General features: G+C 33.5%; 20 protein-coding genes, 1 tRNA gene and 2 pseudogenes. 21 read left to right on the forward strand and 2 right to left on the reverse strand.

Annotated features, from left to right (window positions below; all coding sequences use genetic code 11):
* Nucleotides 1-20: 20 nt before the first annotated feature.
* From FJR45_RS04345 to FJR45_RS04360, 5 genes are all read left to right on the forward strand, one after another.
* Nucleotides 21-569, forward strand: a complete 549-nt coding sequence (locus FJR45_RS04345) for a Uma2 family endonuclease (RefSeq protein ID WP_193151517.1) — start codon at nucleotides 21-23, stop codon at nucleotides 567-569.
* Nucleotides 570-633: 64 nt separating this feature from the next.
* Nucleotides 634-768 (forward strand): hypothetical protein, encoded by a 135-nt coding sequence (locus FJR45_RS12525; protein WP_264299329.1) that lies wholly within the window; start codon nucleotides 634-636, stop codon nucleotides 766-768.
* A 48-nt stretch (nucleotides 769-816) separates the two neighbouring features.
* Entirely contained in the window at nucleotides 817-1,419 is a 603-nt protein-coding gene (locus FJR45_RS04350) for an ISAs1 family transposase (protein WP_193149934.1), read from the forward strand.
* A gap of 28 nt (nucleotides 1,420-1,447) precedes the next feature.
* Nucleotides 1,448-1,981 carry a hypothetical protein gene (locus FJR45_RS04355; protein ID WP_347402237.1) on the forward strand — a complete coding sequence of 178 codons (534 nt, stop codon included), beginning with the start codon at nucleotides 1,448-1,450 and terminating at the stop codon, nucleotides 1,979-1,981.
* A gap of 86 nt (nucleotides 1,982-2,067) precedes the next feature.
* A tRNA-Phe gene (locus FJR45_RS04360) sits at nucleotides 2,068-2,143 on the forward strand.
* A gap of 186 nt (nucleotides 2,144-2,329) precedes the next feature.
* Here FJR45_RS04360 and FJR45_RS04365 read toward each other — a convergent pair.
* A complete protein-coding gene (locus FJR45_RS04365; RefSeq protein ID WP_193151518.1) occupies nucleotides 2,330-2,578 on the reverse strand; it encodes a ComEA family DNA-binding protein in 249 nt (82 codons plus the stop codon).
* Nucleotides 2,579-2,836: 258 nt separating this feature from the next.
* On the opposite strand from FJR45_RS04365, the gene FJR45_RS04370 reads away from it, so the two are divergent.
* The 4 genes from FJR45_RS04370 (at nucleotide 2,837) to FJR45_RS12675 (ending at nucleotide 5,041) form a co-directional block, all read left to right on the forward strand.
* The gene (locus tag FJR45_RS04370) at nucleotides 2,837-3,676 is read left to right on the forward strand and encodes an ISAs1 family transposase (RefSeq protein ID WP_264299339.1); all 840 of its coding nucleotides are present in this window, start codon (nucleotides 2,837-2,839) and stop codon (nucleotides 3,674-3,676) included.
* 116 nt (nucleotides 3,677-3,792) lie between these two features.
* Nucleotides 3,793-4,125 carry a transposase gene (locus tag FJR45_RS04375; protein ID WP_193149663.1) on the forward strand — a complete coding sequence of 111 codons (333 nt, stop codon included), beginning with the start codon at nucleotides 3,793-3,795 and terminating at the stop codon, nucleotides 4,123-4,125.
* Nucleotides 4,122-4,832, forward strand: coding sequence for an IS3 family transposase (locus tag FJR45_RS04380; protein ID WP_264299314.1), 711 nt, complete (start codon nucleotides 4,122-4,124; stop codon nucleotides 4,830-4,832). The genes FJR45_RS04375 and FJR45_RS04380 overlap by 4 nt, the downstream gene beginning before the upstream one ends.
* 47 nt (nucleotides 4,833-4,879) lie before the next feature.
* Nucleotides 4,880-5,041 (forward strand): IS3 family transposase, encoded by a 162-nt coding sequence (locus FJR45_RS12675; protein ID WP_193151893.1) that lies wholly within the window; start codon nucleotides 4,880-4,882, stop codon nucleotides 5,039-5,041.
* Nucleotides 5,042-5,365: 324 nt separating this feature from the next.
* On the opposite strand, the gene FJR45_RS04390 is transcribed toward FJR45_RS12675, so the two are convergent.
* Nucleotides 5,366-5,968, reverse strand: coding sequence for an ISAs1 family transposase (locus FJR45_RS04390; RefSeq protein ID WP_193149934.1), 603 nt, complete (start codon nucleotides 5,966-5,968; stop codon nucleotides 5,366-5,368).
* 142 nt (nucleotides 5,969-6,110) lie between these two features.
* On the opposite strand from FJR45_RS04390, the gene FJR45_RS04395 reads away from it, so the two are divergent.
* The 12 genes and pseudogenes from FJR45_RS04395 (at nucleotide 6,111) to FJR45_RS04445 (ending at nucleotide 15,899) form a co-directional block, all read left to right on the forward strand.
* Complete coding sequence (locus tag FJR45_RS04395; protein ID WP_226966472.1) at nucleotides 6,111-6,431, forward strand: MarR family EPS-associated transcriptional regulator; 321 nt, start codon at nucleotides 6,111-6,113, stop codon at nucleotides 6,429-6,431.
* Nucleotides 6,432-6,662: pseudogene (locus FJR45_RS12405) on the forward strand (nucleotidyltransferase domain-containing protein); the annotation flags it as partial. It lies immediately after the preceding gene.
* 564 nt (nucleotides 6,663-7,226) lie between these two features.
* Nucleotides 7,227-8,381 (forward strand): nucleotide sugar dehydrogenase, encoded by a 1,155-nt coding sequence (locus FJR45_RS12410; protein ID WP_226966509.1) that lies wholly within the window; start codon nucleotides 7,227-7,229, stop codon nucleotides 8,379-8,381.
* A 2-nt stretch (nucleotides 8,382-8,383) separates the two neighbouring features.
* Entirely contained in the window at nucleotides 8,384-9,739 is a 1,356-nt protein-coding gene (locus FJR45_RS04405) for an RNA-binding domain-containing protein (protein ID WP_193151521.1), read from the forward strand.
* The gene (locus tag FJR45_RS12415) at nucleotides 9,736-10,026 is read left to right on the forward strand and encodes a GDP-mannose 4,6-dehydratase (RefSeq protein ID WP_226966473.1); all 291 of its coding nucleotides are present in this window, start codon (nucleotides 9,736-9,738) and stop codon (nucleotides 10,024-10,026) included. Before FJR45_RS04405 ends, FJR45_RS12415 begins: the two co-directional genes overlap by 4 nt.
* The gene (locus tag FJR45_RS04415) at nucleotides 10,019-10,774 is read left to right on the forward strand and encodes an ORF6N domain-containing protein (protein ID WP_226966474.1); all 756 of its coding nucleotides are present in this window, start codon (nucleotides 10,019-10,021) and stop codon (nucleotides 10,772-10,774) included. Before FJR45_RS12415 ends, FJR45_RS04415 begins: the two co-directional genes overlap by 8 nt.
* Nucleotides 10,775-10,894: 120 nt before the next feature.
* Nucleotides 10,895-11,042: pseudogene (locus FJR45_RS12680) on the forward strand (GDP-mannose 4,6-dehydratase); the annotation flags it as partial.
* Between the two features lie 172 nt (nucleotides 11,043-11,214).
* The gene (locus FJR45_RS04425; protein WP_193151522.1) at nucleotides 11,215-12,402 is read left to right on the forward strand and encodes a UDP-N-acetylglucosamine 4,6-dehydratase; all 1,188 of its coding nucleotides are present in this window, start codon (nucleotides 11,215-11,217) and stop codon (nucleotides 12,400-12,402) included.
* A 2-nt stretch (nucleotides 12,403-12,404) separates the two neighbouring features.
* Nucleotides 12,405-13,547, forward strand: coding sequence for a LegC family aminotransferase (locus FJR45_RS04430; protein WP_193151523.1), 1,143 nt, complete (start codon nucleotides 12,405-12,407; stop codon nucleotides 13,545-13,547).
* Entirely contained in the window at nucleotides 13,547-14,119 is a 573-nt protein-coding gene (locus FJR45_RS04435; protein ID WP_193151524.1) for a NeuD/PglB/VioB family sugar acetyltransferase, read from the forward strand. The genes FJR45_RS04430 and FJR45_RS04435 overlap by 1 nt, the downstream gene beginning before the upstream one ends.
* Nucleotides 14,116-15,114, forward strand: coding sequence for an N-acetylneuraminate synthase (gene neuB, locus FJR45_RS04440; RefSeq protein ID WP_193151525.1), 999 nt, complete (start codon nucleotides 14,116-14,118; stop codon nucleotides 15,112-15,114). Before FJR45_RS04435 ends, neuB begins: the two co-directional genes overlap by 4 nt.
* Nucleotides 15,111-15,899 (forward strand): ORF6N domain-containing protein, encoded by a 789-nt coding sequence (locus FJR45_RS04445; protein WP_193151526.1) that lies wholly within the window; start codon nucleotides 15,111-15,113, stop codon nucleotides 15,897-15,899. The genes neuB and FJR45_RS04445 overlap by 4 nt, the downstream gene beginning before the upstream one ends.
* Nucleotides 15,900-15,960 lie beyond the last annotated feature (61 nt).

The following is a 15,960-nucleotide window of genomic DNA, read 5'->3' on the forward strand; positions in this document are numbered from 1 at the left end:
AAATTTTAAAAGGATGCATTATGGGCGCTTTACATGTAGAGGAAATACCACGCTATACTTATGAAGATTATAAATTATGGGATGGAAAGTGGGAGCTTATTGACGGGTATCCTTACGCTATGTCTCCCGCTCCTATGATAAAACATCAAAAAATTAGTAATAATATCGGATGGGAGTTGAAAAGTATTTTTCAAGATTGCAAAAAATGTCAGGTTTTACTCCCTGTGGACTGGAAAATAGCAGAAGATACTATTGTGCAACCGGATAACAGTGTAATATGCCATGAACCAAAAAATGAAGCCTACATAACACAGGCTCCAAAAATTATTTTTGAAGTGTTGTCCAAAGCAACCGCCAAAAAAGACAGAGGCATAAAATATGATTTGTATGAAAAAGAGGGTGTAAACTACTACATCATAGTTGACCCGCAAGAAGAAAATGCGAAAGTGTATCAGCTTCAAAACGGCGTATATGTAAAAATGTGTGACGTCAGTGACGGCGTTGTTGTGTTTAAAATAGACGAATGCAACAAAGAGTTACCGTTTGATTTTAGCAAGATTTGGAAATAGTCGGCACTGAAGTACCGATTCCGGATGTACAGTTTTTGGAACCCATCCTTTAGGGTGGGCGAGAGTGGCGATAAAGTTTGTAATAAACGGCGAATATGTAGGACATAATACCCAGTTTGGATTTACAAAAGATCTTGATAATTACAAAAATATTGTTTTAAAAAAACTGCACCCCAATCCTAAAAAAACAGGAATTTAAAAGAAGAACAATAATTGCTTGAACTCTAAAAAACTAAAGTGATTACATATGGCAACAAAAACAAGAGAAAAATTAGCGAAAAAGCGTTCTATAAGAGGGTATGCAGATCAAGCCCAATCAAATCAACTTTTAAAATTGTTTTCAGAGGTGACAGACTATCGGAAACCTCAAGGTAAAAGACACCGACTAGAACATATTTTATATCTTTCAGTATTGGCTGGATTGATGGGAGCAACTGACTATAAGCAAATATCTATTTGGATAGAGAAGCATATTCAAAAAGAACAAGTTAAAAGATTATTAGGTGTAGAGTTTATATTAACACCAAAGAAAAGTTTGGTTTCTGATGTGTTAGCGAAAGTTGATAGCCAAGAAGTTGAAGTTGTTTTTAGGAAATGGATAAGAACCTATGTCGATACAAGAGGAAAGCACCTGAGCGTAGATGGCAAGGTTATGAATGGCAGCAAATACAAAGATAAGAGATCAATAGAAGTAGTTGGTGCTGTTTTATCTGAGATAGGGGTAATAATTGCTCATCAACAAATAGCAGAGAAGTCGAATGAAATACCTGCCCTTCAGGCTATGATAGGGGAATTGGGAGATGAATTTATCTTTACTTTTGATGCAATGAATACCCAAAAAAACTCTTGATGCTATCGAAAATAGTGGTTCAAAATATATTGCCAAGGTAAAAGATAATCAAAAAACCTTACTTGATAAAATAGATGAAATTTCAAGAGATATAAAACCGACAAATATTTACAAGGCTAAACCTGTCCAACAATCTAATGAATGGATTAATAGGAAGGTGTTTGTATATCAACCAACTACTTTTTATCATAATGGCATAACTCATATTCGCTCAATAATAAAAGTTATAAAAAAAGTAGAGTCAACAAATCATAAAACTGGCGAGATTACTAATAGCACTAGAATTCAATTCTGTATTGCAAATTTTCATGAAAGTGCAGAATTCTTTCACAATAAAATTTTACACCATTGGAAAGTGGAAACCATGCATCAATACAAAGATAATTCACTTTTAGAAGATGCTCATAATTGTCATTTAAATCCATTTTTAATGACTATTCTTAGAAGTATGATTTTGAATATTTTACACCTTAATGGTGCAAAATCTATACAAGAACAACTCATCAACAATAGATGGGATTTGGATGACTCTATCGCTCAAATATTAAAATTTAGTTTTTAGAGGATTGTGGTGAAAAAACTGCCGAAGAGCTTCACACTAAGCAACTATTCAGTTAAGTATGACTATAATTCCAACTCTTTCATAAAGGCCTGTTAGCTCAGTCGGTAGAGCAAGTGACTGAAAATCACTGTGTCCTTGGTTCGATTCCGAGACAGGCCACCACCTTTAAGCTGCAATCAAAAAATCAATAATAAAACATAAGAGAACTGCCATTTACTTTTAGTAAGATTTGGAAAGAGTCGGCACTGCAGAAAAAAATTTAGTTTTTTTCTAAGTCATGCTTTAGCATAGAAAGTACCGATTCTGGATGGGTTTAAAAAAAACTCTGACCTTAGTATGAAAAACAACTTACTTTTTACACTTTCCTACCATTAGCTTGGCTCTGTTTTTTTCTACGGTTTTTGTACTTATGCCTTTGACTGCTGTTAAATCATCTACATTTTTAAAACAGTGCTTTGCTCTATAGGCTAAAACTGCTTCAGCTTTTTTCGCACCGATGCCGCTGAGTGTTGTCAACTCTGATTTGCTTGCATTGTTTATGTCTACTGCACTCAAGAGCAGTGTAGTACTTATGGCTAATATAGCTAAAAATTTCATGGGAATCCTTTTTTTAATTTGGAACAGTATATATAAAAAAATATTATTTATCAAATTTTATTACTAATTGTCAAAATATTGTATGGCGTTTTGACAATAATGGGTATTTCTGGAACATTGAATTGTTAGTCGGCACTGAAGTACAGATTCCGGGGAGATTGATAGGTAAATCCCACGAAAAATAAAATAAATCTTAATCATTAGACTCAAAAGAACTGGAAGAAATATTGCTTAGACTCCTAAAACAAGGAGTTTACCATCAAATTAACACGCACAAAAGCCTTACTTGAATCGCTAAAAAGTATCCCAGACTATAGAGTAGATACAGGGAAGATAGAATATCCATTGCACGAAGTTCTTTTCATGACACTTTTTGCACTTATCAAAGGAAATACAACTTTTAAGGATATATTTTCATGGATGATATATAACAAAGACAATGCAATACTCAAAGAGATTTTTGATAAAGAAGAGATAACGATTCCTTCCAAATCAACATATCATCGTTTATTGATAAACACAGATAATAATGCTTTGGAAAAAGTATTTAGAGAGTTCTTTTTTCCATTCATTGCACAAGAAAATATTGCTATTGACGGGAAGTGGCTGAGAGGTAGCGACGTGAATGGTCAATACACACAGGAAAGACATAAAGCAATACTAAATATCTTGGATAAAGATATAAAAATAGTGTTTGCTCACAAGTTTTTAGATAAAAATAAGAGTAGCGAAATTACTGCACTCAAAGAGGTTTTAAACGATAATATTTTTAGTAATGAAGGACAGATATTTTCTTTTGATGCACTCCTTACTCAATCAGAGATTCTCAACACTATTGATGAGCAAGGTAACAGATATATAGCAAAACTCAAAGATAACCAAAAACACCTCAAAGAGAAGGCTATAAAGACCATAGAAGAGTTTAATCAGCCTACAGATAGAGTTGATGATGAAGATAGCTATTTAACTGAAAACAACAAAAGAGTCTCTCGAAAAGTAGAAGTTTTTCAAAATAAAAGTGCTGATTTAGTTATGTATCATGAGAACTTTCAAAATATTCGAGAGCGTAAAAAATTCTGTGTCAGCTACCATTTGTAACACCTAACTACAACTCTAAATACTCATCCAGCCTCCCCTCGAAAAAGATAGCTAATTGATGTGGCTACACTTATTCATACTCAGAACATTTAGCGATTCTGAGATAAAATATCAGTATGAGTAAGGATAAAAAGAAGATGAAAAACAGTAAATACACAAGAGAATTTCGAGATTCAAGCGTACAGTTGGTCATGAATTCAAACGAATCAACAGCAAAGATTGCAAAAGATTTAGATGTCAATGAAAAGACGCTTTATAATTGGGTACGAGAGTATAAAAAAGCTAATAATATTCCCATAGCAGCACGAGGTGGCTTTGCAAATAGCAGTACTGTTAAAGAAACCGCCGAAGAAGAGAATAAACGCCTGCGTGCAGAGAACAAACTTCTTAAGCAAGAGCGCGATATATTAAAAAAGGCAACAGCGTATTTCGCCAAAGGAACTCTGTGAAATACGCATGGATACAAGAACACTCAAACGAGTTTCAAATAACAATTATGTGCAAAGTGCTAAAGGTTGATAAGGCAAGTTATTACCACTGGATAAAACAAGGTTGCCAACTTCAACAAGTAGATGAAAAACTTAATGAACTTATTGAGATTATCTTCATACAGGGTAGAGAAAATTACGGCACAAGGCGCATCAAGGATAAGTTAGTACAAAGATATGGCTTTATCGTTTCTCGTCGCCGTATAGGGCGTATAATGCGTGAGTTGGGACTTGTTGCAAAGACGAAAAAAAGACACAGAATTAATACAACAAACTCAAATCACAACTTGCCTGTTGCACCAAATCTCTTAAACAGAGATTTCTATGCTTCGTATCCAGATGAGAAATATGTTGGAGAGGTCCTGCCCTTTGGGTATATAACCTATATTCCAACAAATGAAGGATGGTTGTATTTAGCAACTGTCATAGATTTATACTCCCGTCGTATCGTTGGCTGGTCGATGGATGACAGTATGAAAGTATCACTTGTGAATGATGCCCTTAATATGGCATTAATAAATCGAAACCCTTCAAAGGGTTTAATCTGGCATACCGACAGAGGAAGCCAGTATGCTTCATATGCTCATAGGGATTTATTGCAGCAACACGGCATCGTTCAGAGTATGTCACGCAAGGGAAACTGTTGGGATAACGCGGTAGCTGACTAGGTACCCCTTGAGGGTAAAGCTTTTTTCATACCCTAAAAACTGAACTCATTTATCATGAGACTTTTGAGACAAAAGCACAAGCTAATCAGGCTATATTTGAGTATATTGAGGTTTATTATAACCGACAAAGAATGCACTCTGCAAATGGTAATTTATCACCTGTGGAGTTTGAAGAAAAAATGATGTTACAACTTGAAACAGCAGCTTAGAATCTTTATGGATAAGTATGAAATAGGGTTGACACATCACTTCTACCAGTTGTTTTACTAATGGAGCAAGTACTCCATCTTTACCGCTTATATTTTTACCGTTCATTATATCAGCAACTGCATCGTTAAAATCAAAATCTGTCTCTATTATTTTACTCATCTTTATCAACCTTTTATATTCTTATTATATCAGGCTTGTATATTTCACAACATTTTGAACACTCCCGTTTTATATCTCTTGAAATTTCATCTATTTTATCAAGTAAGGTTTTTTGATTATCTTTTACCTTGGCAATATATTTTGAACCACTATTTTCAATAGCATCAAGAGTTTTTTTGGGTATTCATTGCATCAAAAGTAAAGATAAATTCATCTCCCAATTCCCCTATCATAGCCTGAAGGGCAGGTATTTCATTCGACTTCTCTGCTATTTGTTGATGAGCAATTATTACCCCTATCTCAGATAAAACAGCACCAACTACTTCTATTGATCTCTTATCTTTGTATTTGCTGCCATTCATAACCTTGCCATCTACGCTCAGGTGCTTTCCTCTTGTATCGACATAGGTTCTTATCCATTTCCTAAAAACAACTTCAACTTCTTGGCTATCAACTTTCGCTAACACATCAGAAACCAAACTTTTCTTTGGTGTTAATATAAACTCTACACCTAATAATCTTTTAACTTGTTCTTTTTGAATATGCTTCTCTATCCAAATAGATATTTGCTTATAGTCAGTTGCTCCCATCAATCCAGCCAATACTGAAAGATATAAAATATGTTCTAGTCGGTGTCTTTTACCTTGAGGTTTCCGATAGTCTGTCACCTCTGAAAACAATTTTAAAAGTTGATTTGATTGGGCTTGATCTGCATACCCTCTTATAGAACGCTTTTTCGCTAATTTTTCTCTTGTTTTTGTTGCCATATGTAATCACTTTAGTTTTTTAGAGTTTAAGCAATTATTGTTCTTCTTTTAAATTCCTGTTTTTTTAGGATTGGGGTGGGAGATTGAAATGAAAGTCAACATTTTATAACTCTATAAGTAATAAAAGATTATAATTCAAAAAATGAATTTTAGGAACACCGTATTGCAAAATGATGAACTGATACTGAATGTACTTAGAAAAATAGAGAACTCAAAAAGTCAAAAAAGTTTGGCACATGAACTGAGTCTCAGTGTCGGAAAAGTAAACTATGTCCTCAAAGCCCTCATAGAAAAAGGCTTGGTAAAAGCCGAAAACTTTTTCGCAAACAAACATAAAAACCAGTACAAATACCTCCTGACAGAAGAAGGCATAAAAGCCAAAATAGACCTCACAAAAAAATTCATCGCAAGAAAAAAATCGGAATATGAAGAGTTGCAAAGAGAGTTGGAAAATGAGTTGTAAATGAGATTATCAATTTTTGAAATACGATCAATTTTAAATACATTTCATGAAGTTTTTGGTAGCGGGAAAGTTTATCTTTTCGGTAGTCGTGTAGATGACACCAAAAAAGGTGGTGATATAGATTTGTATTTTGAAGTAGAAAACCAAGAGAATCTTTTTGATAAAAAAATTGATTTTCTTGTAAAGCTGCAAAGTAAAATTGGTGAACAAAAAATTGATATAGTGTTTGCTAAAGATAGATTGAGAAGTATTGAAAAAGAGATAGCAGGAAATAAAATGGAACTTAGCATAGAAAAAATAAGATTAGAAAAATATTTTCATGAATGTGACAAACATATTCAACGCTTAGAAGAGGCTTATGCAGATATAGCAAATAAAATACCTTTGACAGCTAAGGATTATATAGAGCTAGATAAAGCTAGTGTTCAGGCACTCGATCAATACATCTTTAGATTTTCAAAACTTCAAGATACAATGGGAGATAAAATATTTAGACTTATTTTTTCACTTTATAACGAAACAAATGAAGCCATCCCTTTTAGGGATTTGTTAAATAAACTAGAAAAACTAGGTTTTTTGTATAGTGCAAAAGAGTGGATAAATTTACGCAATATTCGAAATGAGATAGCACATCAGTATGATGACGAACTAGAAGAATCAAGTCGTGCAATCAACAATATAGTGATGCAAAAAGCCATCATCATAAAAATATATCAAAATATCGTAGATAAATATCATTACAGGACCGGTACTTCAGTGCCGGCTGATGAAGCAAATGAAAGGGATAGAAAAACAATGAAAATAGCAATAGCAGGTACAGGGTATGTTGGCTTGTCAAATGGTTTACTTTTAGCACAAAATAACGAAGTCGTAGCACTGGACATCATTCCCGAAAAAGTTGCAATGCTACAGAAGAAAATAAGCCCCATAGAAGATAAAGAGATAGAAGAGTACTTAAAAAAAGATGACATAAACTTTAAAGCTACTTTAGATAAAAAAGAGGCATATACGGCTGCAAACTTTATCATCATAGCCACACCAACTGACTATGACCCAGATACCAACTATTTTAATACTAAAACTATAGAATATGTTGTAAAAGATGTACTGGAAATAAACCCAGATGCAACGATGGTCATAAAATCTACTGTACCGGTTGGCTACACAAAAAGTTTAAGAGAAAAATTTAAGACTGACAACATCATCTTTTCTCCAGAATTTCTGAGAGAGGGAAAAGCACTGCATGATAACTTATACCCAAGTAGAATAATAGTAGGAGAAAAAAGTAAACGCGCAGAGACTTTTGCAAATTTACTAGCCGAGGGTGCTATAAAAGAAAATATTGACATCTTGTTTACTGACTCTACCGAGGCAGAGGCTATAAAACTCTTTGCAAATACTTACCTGGCTATGAGAGTGGCATACTTCAATGAACTGGACTCTTATGCACAAACGCACAATCTGGATGCAAGACAGATCATAGAGGGTGTAGGGCTAGACCCTCGCATAGGAATGCATTACAATAACCCAAGTTTTGGATATGGCGGATACTGTTTACCAAAAGATACCAAACAACTCAGAGCAAACTACGAAAATGTTCCATGTAACTTAATAAGTGCCATAGTAGAAGCAAATAGTACTAGAAAAGATTTTATAGCACAAAGCATAATTGACAGGCTCAGAACCGGTACTTCAGTGCCGGCAAATAAAATAGTAGGCATCTACAGACTTACTATGAAAAGCGGAAGCGATAACTTTAGAAGCTCAGCCATTCAAGGCATCATGAAACGTATAAAAGCAAAAGGTGTTGAAGTAGTTATATATGAGCCTGTAATGCAAGAAGAGACTTTTTTTAACTCTAAAGTTATTAAAGATTTAGACGAGTTTAAACGAGTGAGTGATGTCAAAGAGAAAGTGTATACTCGTGATATTTTTCAAAGTGACAGCTAAAGATGGATAACAATATTGTATCACTTATAAAGCAAGGTGAAAGTCAAACTGTTGAGTTTAAAACTTCATTTGGCAAAGAGGTTGTCGTTTCTGTGGTGGCTTTTGCTAATGCTCAAGGTGGTAAAATTTTTATAGGTGTTAATGACAATGGCAGTATAATTGGCATAGACATACATAATGAAACGCTTAAAGATTGGATAAACCAAATAAAAGTAAATACCCAACCTCAAATATTGGTCGATATTTATAAAATTGAGATAAATGCAAAGAGTATAGCAGTTGTAGATATAAAAGAATACCCTCTAAAACCTATAGCGTATAAAAATCGATACTACAAAAGAGTCCAAAACTCAAATCATCTTATGAGCCTTGATGAGATAGCAAATATGCATCTGCAAACTATTAACTCCAGTTGGGATTATTATATAGACGAAAGACATGATTTTGATGATATATCACAAGAAAATATAGAGTATTTTATAGAAAAAGTAGAACAAAATCTTGGGAAAACATTTAGTGATGACCCGATGACTATCCTCAAAAAGTATGAGCTTATAAAAGAAGGTAAACTTACTTGGGGAGCATACCTGCTTTTTACCTCTAACAACTCAGCCATAACAGCTTTTCAAATAGGAAGATTTAAAGACCCTATAACTATCATAGACAACATAGATATAAATACAAACCTTTTTAAGCAGATTGATACTGCCATAGAGTTCATAAAAAAACATCTTATGACAGAGTTTATTATTACAGGAGAGCCTCAAAGGACGGTAAAGTATGATTATCCACTTGAAGCCATCAGAGAGATAGTGATAAATATGGTAGTACATAGAGACTACAGAGATAGTGGCAACTCTATCATAAAAATATTTGATGATAAAATAGAGTTTTTTAACCCTGGTAAACTCTATGGTAACTTAACAGTAGAAGAACTTTTAAGTGGTAACTACTCATCACAAACTAGAAATAGAGCAGTAGCTAGAGCCTTTAAAGAAGCAGGTATCATAGAGAGATACGGTTCAGGTATCGCTAGAATACAAGATGAATGTAAAAAGCATGGCAAAGTTGAAGTAAAGTTTGAAGAGTTTCAGCATGGTTTTAAGATAATACTTGCAAAAATAGAAAAAAAATCTAATGTCGGAGTAAATGTCGGAGTAAATGTCGGAGTAAATGTCGGAGTAAATGATATCTATGAATTCATAGCTAAAAATCAACCTATCAAAGCAAATGTAATATCTTCAAACTTTCCAAAAGTTACACAAAGAACTATAGAGAGATACATAAAACAACTCAAAGACGAGGATAAAATAGAGTTTATAGGTGCACCAAAAACCGGAGGGTATATAGTAAAATGATAGATAGTTCAACATTAGTAAAATCTAAAAAGATTTTGGTGACAGGAACAGCCGGCTTTACAGGCTTTCACTTAGCTAAAAAACTACTCGAGCGTGGTGATGAAGTAGTGGGAATTGACAATATAAATGACTACTACGATGTAAATCTTAAACATGCAAGACTAAAAGAACTTGGCATGGAAGGAACCGATGCTCTGTCTTCGGCTGACAACGCAGAAGCAGGTAATGTAGAAGAAAAACTATGTATGATTGACATAGAAAATATAATGGAGCTACTCAATGAATGAACTCATAATAGATAATCAAACCATACAAAATAAAATCTATACGATTAGAGATACTCAGGTGATGGTAGATAGTAATTTGGCAGAACTGTATGGGGTTCAAACAAAAAGAATTAATGAAGCTGTTAAAAATAATCTTGATAAATTTCAGGAGGATTTCTTTTTTCAACTAAATGATGAAGAGTTTAGTATTTTGCGGTCGAAAGTTTCGACCACAAAATTTGCTAAAACAAGAATAAATCCTAAAGTTTTTACAGAGCAAGGTGTTTATATGCTAGCAACTATACTAAAAAGTAAAACTGCTTCACAAACAACTGTCTTTATTATCAGAACATTTGCGAATATGCGAAAGTTTTTACTATCAAACGCCAGTATATTTCAAAGACTAGATACACTAGAAACTAAGCAGATACAAACTAAGCTAGAATCAGATGAAAAGTTCAAAAAACTATTTGACGCCATAGAAGAAAAAGGAACACCTCAAAAACAGTATATCTTCTATGATGGTCAGATATTTGATGCCTATCTTTTCGTAAGCGATATTATAAAAAGTGCCAAAACTTCTATAAAACTGATAGATAACTTTATAGATGAGAGTACATTAGTATTGTTTACTAAAAGTGATGCAAATATAAAGACAACTATTTACACTAAAACCATCTCTAAACAGTTACAATTGGACTTAAAGAGGTATAATTCTCAATACCAACCTATAGAGATAAAAAAATTTGACTTATCACTTTGGGGCTAGTTTAAAAGACTTAGGCAAAAAATGGTTTGCAGTTTCTAAGATGGATATAAACTCATTTGAAATGATGGAGAGGTTAAAATAATATGATAAGATCTAAAGCTCAATGCAGGGAGGCACTAAATGCCGAGTCGTAAAATACTAGTAACAGGAACAGCAGGATTTATAGGCTACCACTTAGCAAAAAAATTACTTGAGCGTGGTGATGAGGTAGTAGGACTTGATAATATCAATGACTACTATGATGCAAATCTTAAACATGTACGATTAAGTGAATTAGGCATAAACGGAACCGATGCTTTAGCTTCGGCCAACAACGCAGAAGCAAATATAAAAGAGAAATCAATATATTCAACAAAATACAAAAATCATAAATACGTAAAACTTTTTGAATTAGAAAAGTTTAATGTTGTGATGTATAAAAATTCGTATGGAGAGAATAAGTGAGTATATTAAATTTAATAGGTAGAAAAAAAGAACTCTTCAAAGATGATATAAAAAAATATAATCATGAATTGAAAAATATTATTTCTACATCAACTTTTCTAGTTATTGGCGGAGCTGGTTCTATCGGTCAAGCAGTTACCAAAGAGATATTTAAAAGAAATCCTAGAAAACTTCATGTGGTTGATATATCTGAAAACAATATGGTGGAATTGGTGCGAGATATTCGTAGCTCTTTTGGATATATTGATGGAGAGTTTGCTACTTTTGCATTAGATATTGGCTCTTTGGAGTATGATGCTTTTATAAAAGCCGATGGAGAATATGATTATGTGCTTAATCTCTCAGCACTAAAACATGTTCGTAGCGAAAAAGATCCTTTTACACTTATGCGTATGATAGAGACCAATATTTTCAATACTGATAAAACCATTAAACAAGCTATTGAAAATGGGACTAAAAAATATTTTTGTGTCTCTACAGACAAGGCAGCAAATCCTGTGAATATGATGGGGGCAAGTAAGCGGATTATGGAGATGTTTGTGCATCGAAATTCGCTTGATATTAATGTCTCCATGGCTCGTTTTGCCAATGTTGCTTTTAGTGATGGCTCACTGCTTCATGGGTTTAATCAGCGTTTGGAAAAACAACAACCAATAGTAGCACCAAATGATATTAAACGCTATTTTGTAACGCCACAAGAGAGTGGTGAGCTGTGTCTTATGTCTTGTATATTTGGTGAAAATCGTGATATATTTTTTCCAAAGTTGAGTGAAGAGTTGCACCTTATCTCGTTTGCAGATATTGCAGTGAAATACTTAAAAGAGAAAGGGTATGAACCTTACTTATGTAAAGATGAAGATGAAGCAAGAGAGTTGGCTAAAACATTGCCACAAGAGGGAAAATACCCATGCCTATTTACTGCTAGTGACACCACGGGAGAGAAAGATTTTGAAGAGTTTTTTACCGATAAAGAGCTTCTTGATATGGATCGTTTTCAAAGCCTTGGAGTCATTAAAAATGAAGTTAATTTTAATGAAGAACTTTTAAATGCTTTTGAAGATACAATAGACGCAATGAAAAAAAATCTCTCTTGGAATAAAGAGGAGATAGTCAAAGAGTTTTTCAAACTTATACCTGGCTTCGGTCACAAAGAGACAGGTAAATACTTAGATGGGAAGATGTAGAGATGTATCAAAATGTAGTTGATTTCATACAGGAACTCTACCAGACAAAAGAGTTCTTGCCACTCCATGAGCCACAATTTTTTGGAAATGAGAAAAAATATGTCAACGATACTATCGATAGCACCTTTGTATCAAGTGTCGGTAAATATGTGGATCAGTTCGAGCAGATGTTGGCTGAGTTTGCTGGTACCAAATATGCAGTCGCAACATCAAATGGAACATCTGCTTTACATGTGGGGTTAAGACTGGTAGGAGTGGATGAAAATAGTGAGGTGCTAACTCAGCCACTTACATTTATAGCAACTTGCAATGCTATTAGTTACTGCAATGCAAAACCTATTTTTATAGATGTAGATAAAGATACATTGGGACTATCACCATCTAAATTGGAAGCTTTTTTGCAAGAAAATAGTTTCATAAATGATAATGGCGAGTGTGTCAATAAAATGACAAATAAAATCATAAAAGCCTGTGTTCCTATGCATACTTTTGGGCATCCTTGCAAGATAGACGAAATTGTGGATATATGTGATCGTCATAACATTTGTGTCGTTGAAGATGCAGCAGAGTCTTTAGGTAGTTATTATAAAGGTAAACATACAGGCTCGTTTGGCAAAGTGGGAGTGTTTAGTTTCAATGGTAACAAAATCATCACAACTGGTGGTGGTGGAATGATAGTGACTGATAATGAAGCATTGGCAAAAAGAGCGAAGCACATCACAACTACCGCAAAAGTTCCTCACCCTTATGAATATATCCATGATGAGATAGGATACAATTATAGACTTACCAATTTAAATGCAGCACTTGGTGTTGCACAGATGGAAAATATAGATATATTCATACAAAAACAAAGAGAGTTGGCACAAAAATACAAAACTTTTTTTGAAAAAACAGATATACAGTTTATCACAGAACCAAAATATGCCAAATCAAATTATTGGCTCAATGCAGTTTTATTAAAAAACAGAAAAGAGAGAGATAGATTTTTAAAATATACAAATGATAGTGGTATCATGACCAGAAGTATTTGGAGGCTTATGAATAAGCTTGAAATGTTTAAAGATGCACAAAGTGGAGACCTTTCAAATGCTGAGTGGTTGGAAGATAGAGTTGTGAATATCTCTAGTTCGGTGGTTTTATAATGAAAGAGATTCTTCTTATCGGTGGTGGTGGACACTGCAAATCGGTGATAGATGTGATTGAGCAGGAGAAAAAATATAAAATTGCAGGTATTATAGATAATGAGAAGCAGGTTGGAGATAAAATCCTTGGATACCCTGTCATAGGTTGCGATGATGATTTAGAAGAGTTATATAAAGCCTATAAAATTGCTTTTATTACTGTAGGGCAAATCAAATCACCGAATATCAGAATAAGACTTTTCAAAATATTAAAAGAGATAGGCTATACACTGCCTACTATTATTTCACCATTATCTTATGTTTCAAGATATGCATCAGTAGGCGAAGGAACAATCATAATGCACCATGCTCTGATAAATGCAAGTGTTAAAATAGGACAAAATTGTATTATAAACACCAAAGCCTTGGTCGAACACGATGCAGTGATAGAAAACAACTGTCATATAAGCACAGGTGCCGTCGTCAATGGTGGAACTATCGTAAAAGAAAATAGCTTCTATGGAAGCAATGCCACTTCTAAAGAGTATATCGAAGTTAGTGGCTTTATAAAAGCAGGGAGTATTGTAAAATGAGTGTTTTTATTATCGCAGAAGCAGGAGTGAATCATAATGGCTCATTAGAACTTGCCAAAAAGTTAATAGATGTAGCTAGTGAAGCTGGAGCTGATGCTGTAAAGTTTCAGACATTTAAAGCAGAGACTTTAGTCTCTAAAAATGCACAAAAAGCCGACTATCAAAAAGAGAATCTAAATGATGGAAATGATAGCCAGTTTGATATGCTCAAAAAGCTTGAACTCGATGTTGAAACACATAATATTCTTATAGAGTATTGCAATAGTAAGAATATTATGTTTCTATCAACCCCTTTTGATTTGGATAGTATTGACTTATTAGATGATTTAAAATTGCCTATTTTTAAGATACCTAGTGGTGAGATAACAAATTTACCATATTTGCGAAAAATAGGGGCTTTAAAAAAGAGAGTAATCCTATCAACAGGTATGGCAGACATAGGAGAGATAGAAGATGCTTTGGATGTTTTAACACAAGCAGGTACACCCAAAAAGAACATTACAGTATTACATGCAAATACAATGTACCCCACACCTATGGAAGATGTAAATTTAAGAGCTATGGTAACTATAGGTAAAGCTTTTGATGTGGCTTATGGATATAGTGACCACACTTTGGGGATAGAGGTGCCAATAGCAGCAGTAGCTATGGGAGCAACTGTCATAGAAAAGCATTTTACTTTAGACAAAACAATGGAAGGACCAGATCATAAAGCAAGTTTAGAACCACATGAGCTTAAAGCTATGGTTGAGGCTATAAGAAATATTGAGTTAGCATTAGGTAGTAGTATAAAAAAACCAAGTAAGAGTGAAAAACCAAATATGGAAGTAGCTAGAAAGTCCATCGTGGCATCAGAACCGATTAAAAAAGGTGAGGTTTTGACTGAAGATAAATTAGCCATAAAAAGACCAGGCAATGGAATCAGTCCTATGCGATGGGATGAAATAGTTGGTTCTATTGCACAAAAAGATTATGAAGTTGATGAGTTGATATGAATGAATTAACGATTGTAGATAATATAGATATTCAAGATAAAATATTTACTATTCGTGGTGTACAAGTTATACTTGATAGAGATTTAGCCGCTTTATATCAAGTAGAGACAAAAGTTTTTAATCAAGCCGTAAAAAGAAATATAGAAAGATTTCCTGAAAAATTTAGGTTTCAATTAACAAAAGAAGAATTACAAAACTTAAGGTCACAAAATGTGACCTTTAAAGAAAACTTAATTACTAAGTACCTACCTTATGCTTTTACTGAATTTGGTGTATCTATGCTGAGTGCTGTGCTAAAAAGTGATATTGCTATAGAGATAAGCATTAAAATAATTGAATCTTTTGTAAATATGAGAAAAGTTATGAGTTCAAATACTCTTATGTATCAAAGGCTTGAACGAATAGAAAATAGACTATCTGTTCATGATGAAAAGTTTGAGAAAATTTTTAAAGCTATAGAGGATAAATCCATAAAGCCAAAACAGGGTATATTTTATGATGGACAAATATTTGATGCATATTTGTTTGTGTCCGATTTGATTAAAAGTGCGAAGAAATCTATATTTTTAATTGATAATTACATAGATGCAACAATTTTAACACTATTTAGCAAAAATCAAAAAATAGAAATAAAAAAATTTGATCAATCACATGATAGATTTTTAATAATTGATGAAAAAGAAGTTTATCATATAGGAGCTAGTTTAAAAGATTTGGGTAAAAAATGGTTTGCCTTTTCGAAGATGGATATAAATTCTTTTGAAATTATAGGAAAGTTAAAATGAGCAAAAGAAAAATATGTGTAGCAACAGGAACTAAAGCTGAGTATTGTATTGGCTTAAATAT

It is taken from the genome of Sulfurimonas sediminis, assembly GCF_014905115.1.
Taxonomy (GTDB): Bacteria; Campylobacterota; Campylobacteria; order Campylobacterales; family Sulfurimonadaceae; genus Sulfurimonas; species Sulfurimonas sediminis.

Excerpts from the sequence above, each read along its gene's own strand:
- FJR45_RS04430 (WP_193151523.1), top strand. The coding sequence starts at position 12,405 with ATGTATCAAAATGTAGTTGATTTCATACAGGAACTCTACCAGACAAAA.
- FJR45_RS04415 (WP_226966474.1), top strand. The coding sequence starts at position 10,019 with ATGAATGAACTCATAATAGATAATCAAACCATACAAAATAAAATCTAT.
- neuB (WP_193151525.1), top strand. The coding sequence starts at position 14,116 with ATGAGTGTTTTTATTATCGCAGAAGCAGGAGTGAATCATAATGGCTCA.
- FJR45_RS04345 (WP_193151517.1), top strand. The coding sequence starts at position 21 with ATGGGCGCTTTACATGTAGAGGAAATACCACGCTATACTTATGAAGAT.
- FJR45_RS04375 (WP_193149663.1), top strand. The coding sequence starts at position 3,793 with ATGAGTAAGGATAAAAAGAAGATGAAAAACAGTAAATACACAAGAGAA.
- FJR45_RS12415 (WP_226966473.1), top strand. The coding sequence starts at position 9,736 with ATGATAGATAGTTCAACATTAGTAAAATCTAAAAAGATTTTGGTGACA.
- FJR45_RS04395 (WP_226966472.1), top strand. The coding sequence starts at position 6,111 with ATGAATTTTAGGAACACCGTATTGCAAAATGATGAACTGATACTGAAT.
- FJR45_RS12410 (WP_226966509.1), top strand. The coding sequence starts at position 7,227 with ATGAAAATAGCAATAGCAGGTACAGGGTATGTTGGCTTGTCAAATGGT.
- FJR45_RS04405 (WP_193151521.1), top strand. The coding sequence starts at position 8,384 with ATGGATAACAATATTGTATCACTTATAAAGCAAGGTGAAAGTCAAACT.
- FJR45_RS04365 (WP_193151518.1), bottom strand. The coding sequence starts at position 2,578 with ATGAAATTTTTAGCTATATTAGCCATAAGTACTACACTGCTCTTGAGT.
- FJR45_RS04445 (WP_193151526.1), top strand. The coding sequence starts at position 15,111 with ATGAATGAATTAACGATTGTAGATAATATAGATATTCAAGATAAAATA.
- FJR45_RS04350 (WP_193149934.1), top strand. The coding sequence starts at position 817 with ATGGCAACAAAAACAAGAGAAAAATTAGCGAAAAAGCGTTCTATAAGA.
- FJR45_RS04390 (WP_193149934.1), bottom strand. The coding sequence starts at position 5,968 with ATGGCAACAAAAACAAGAGAAAAATTAGCGAAAAAGCGTTCTATAAGA.
- FJR45_RS04435 (WP_193151524.1), top strand. The coding sequence starts at position 13,547 with ATGAAAGAGATTCTTCTTATCGGTGGTGGTGGACACTGCAAATCGGTG.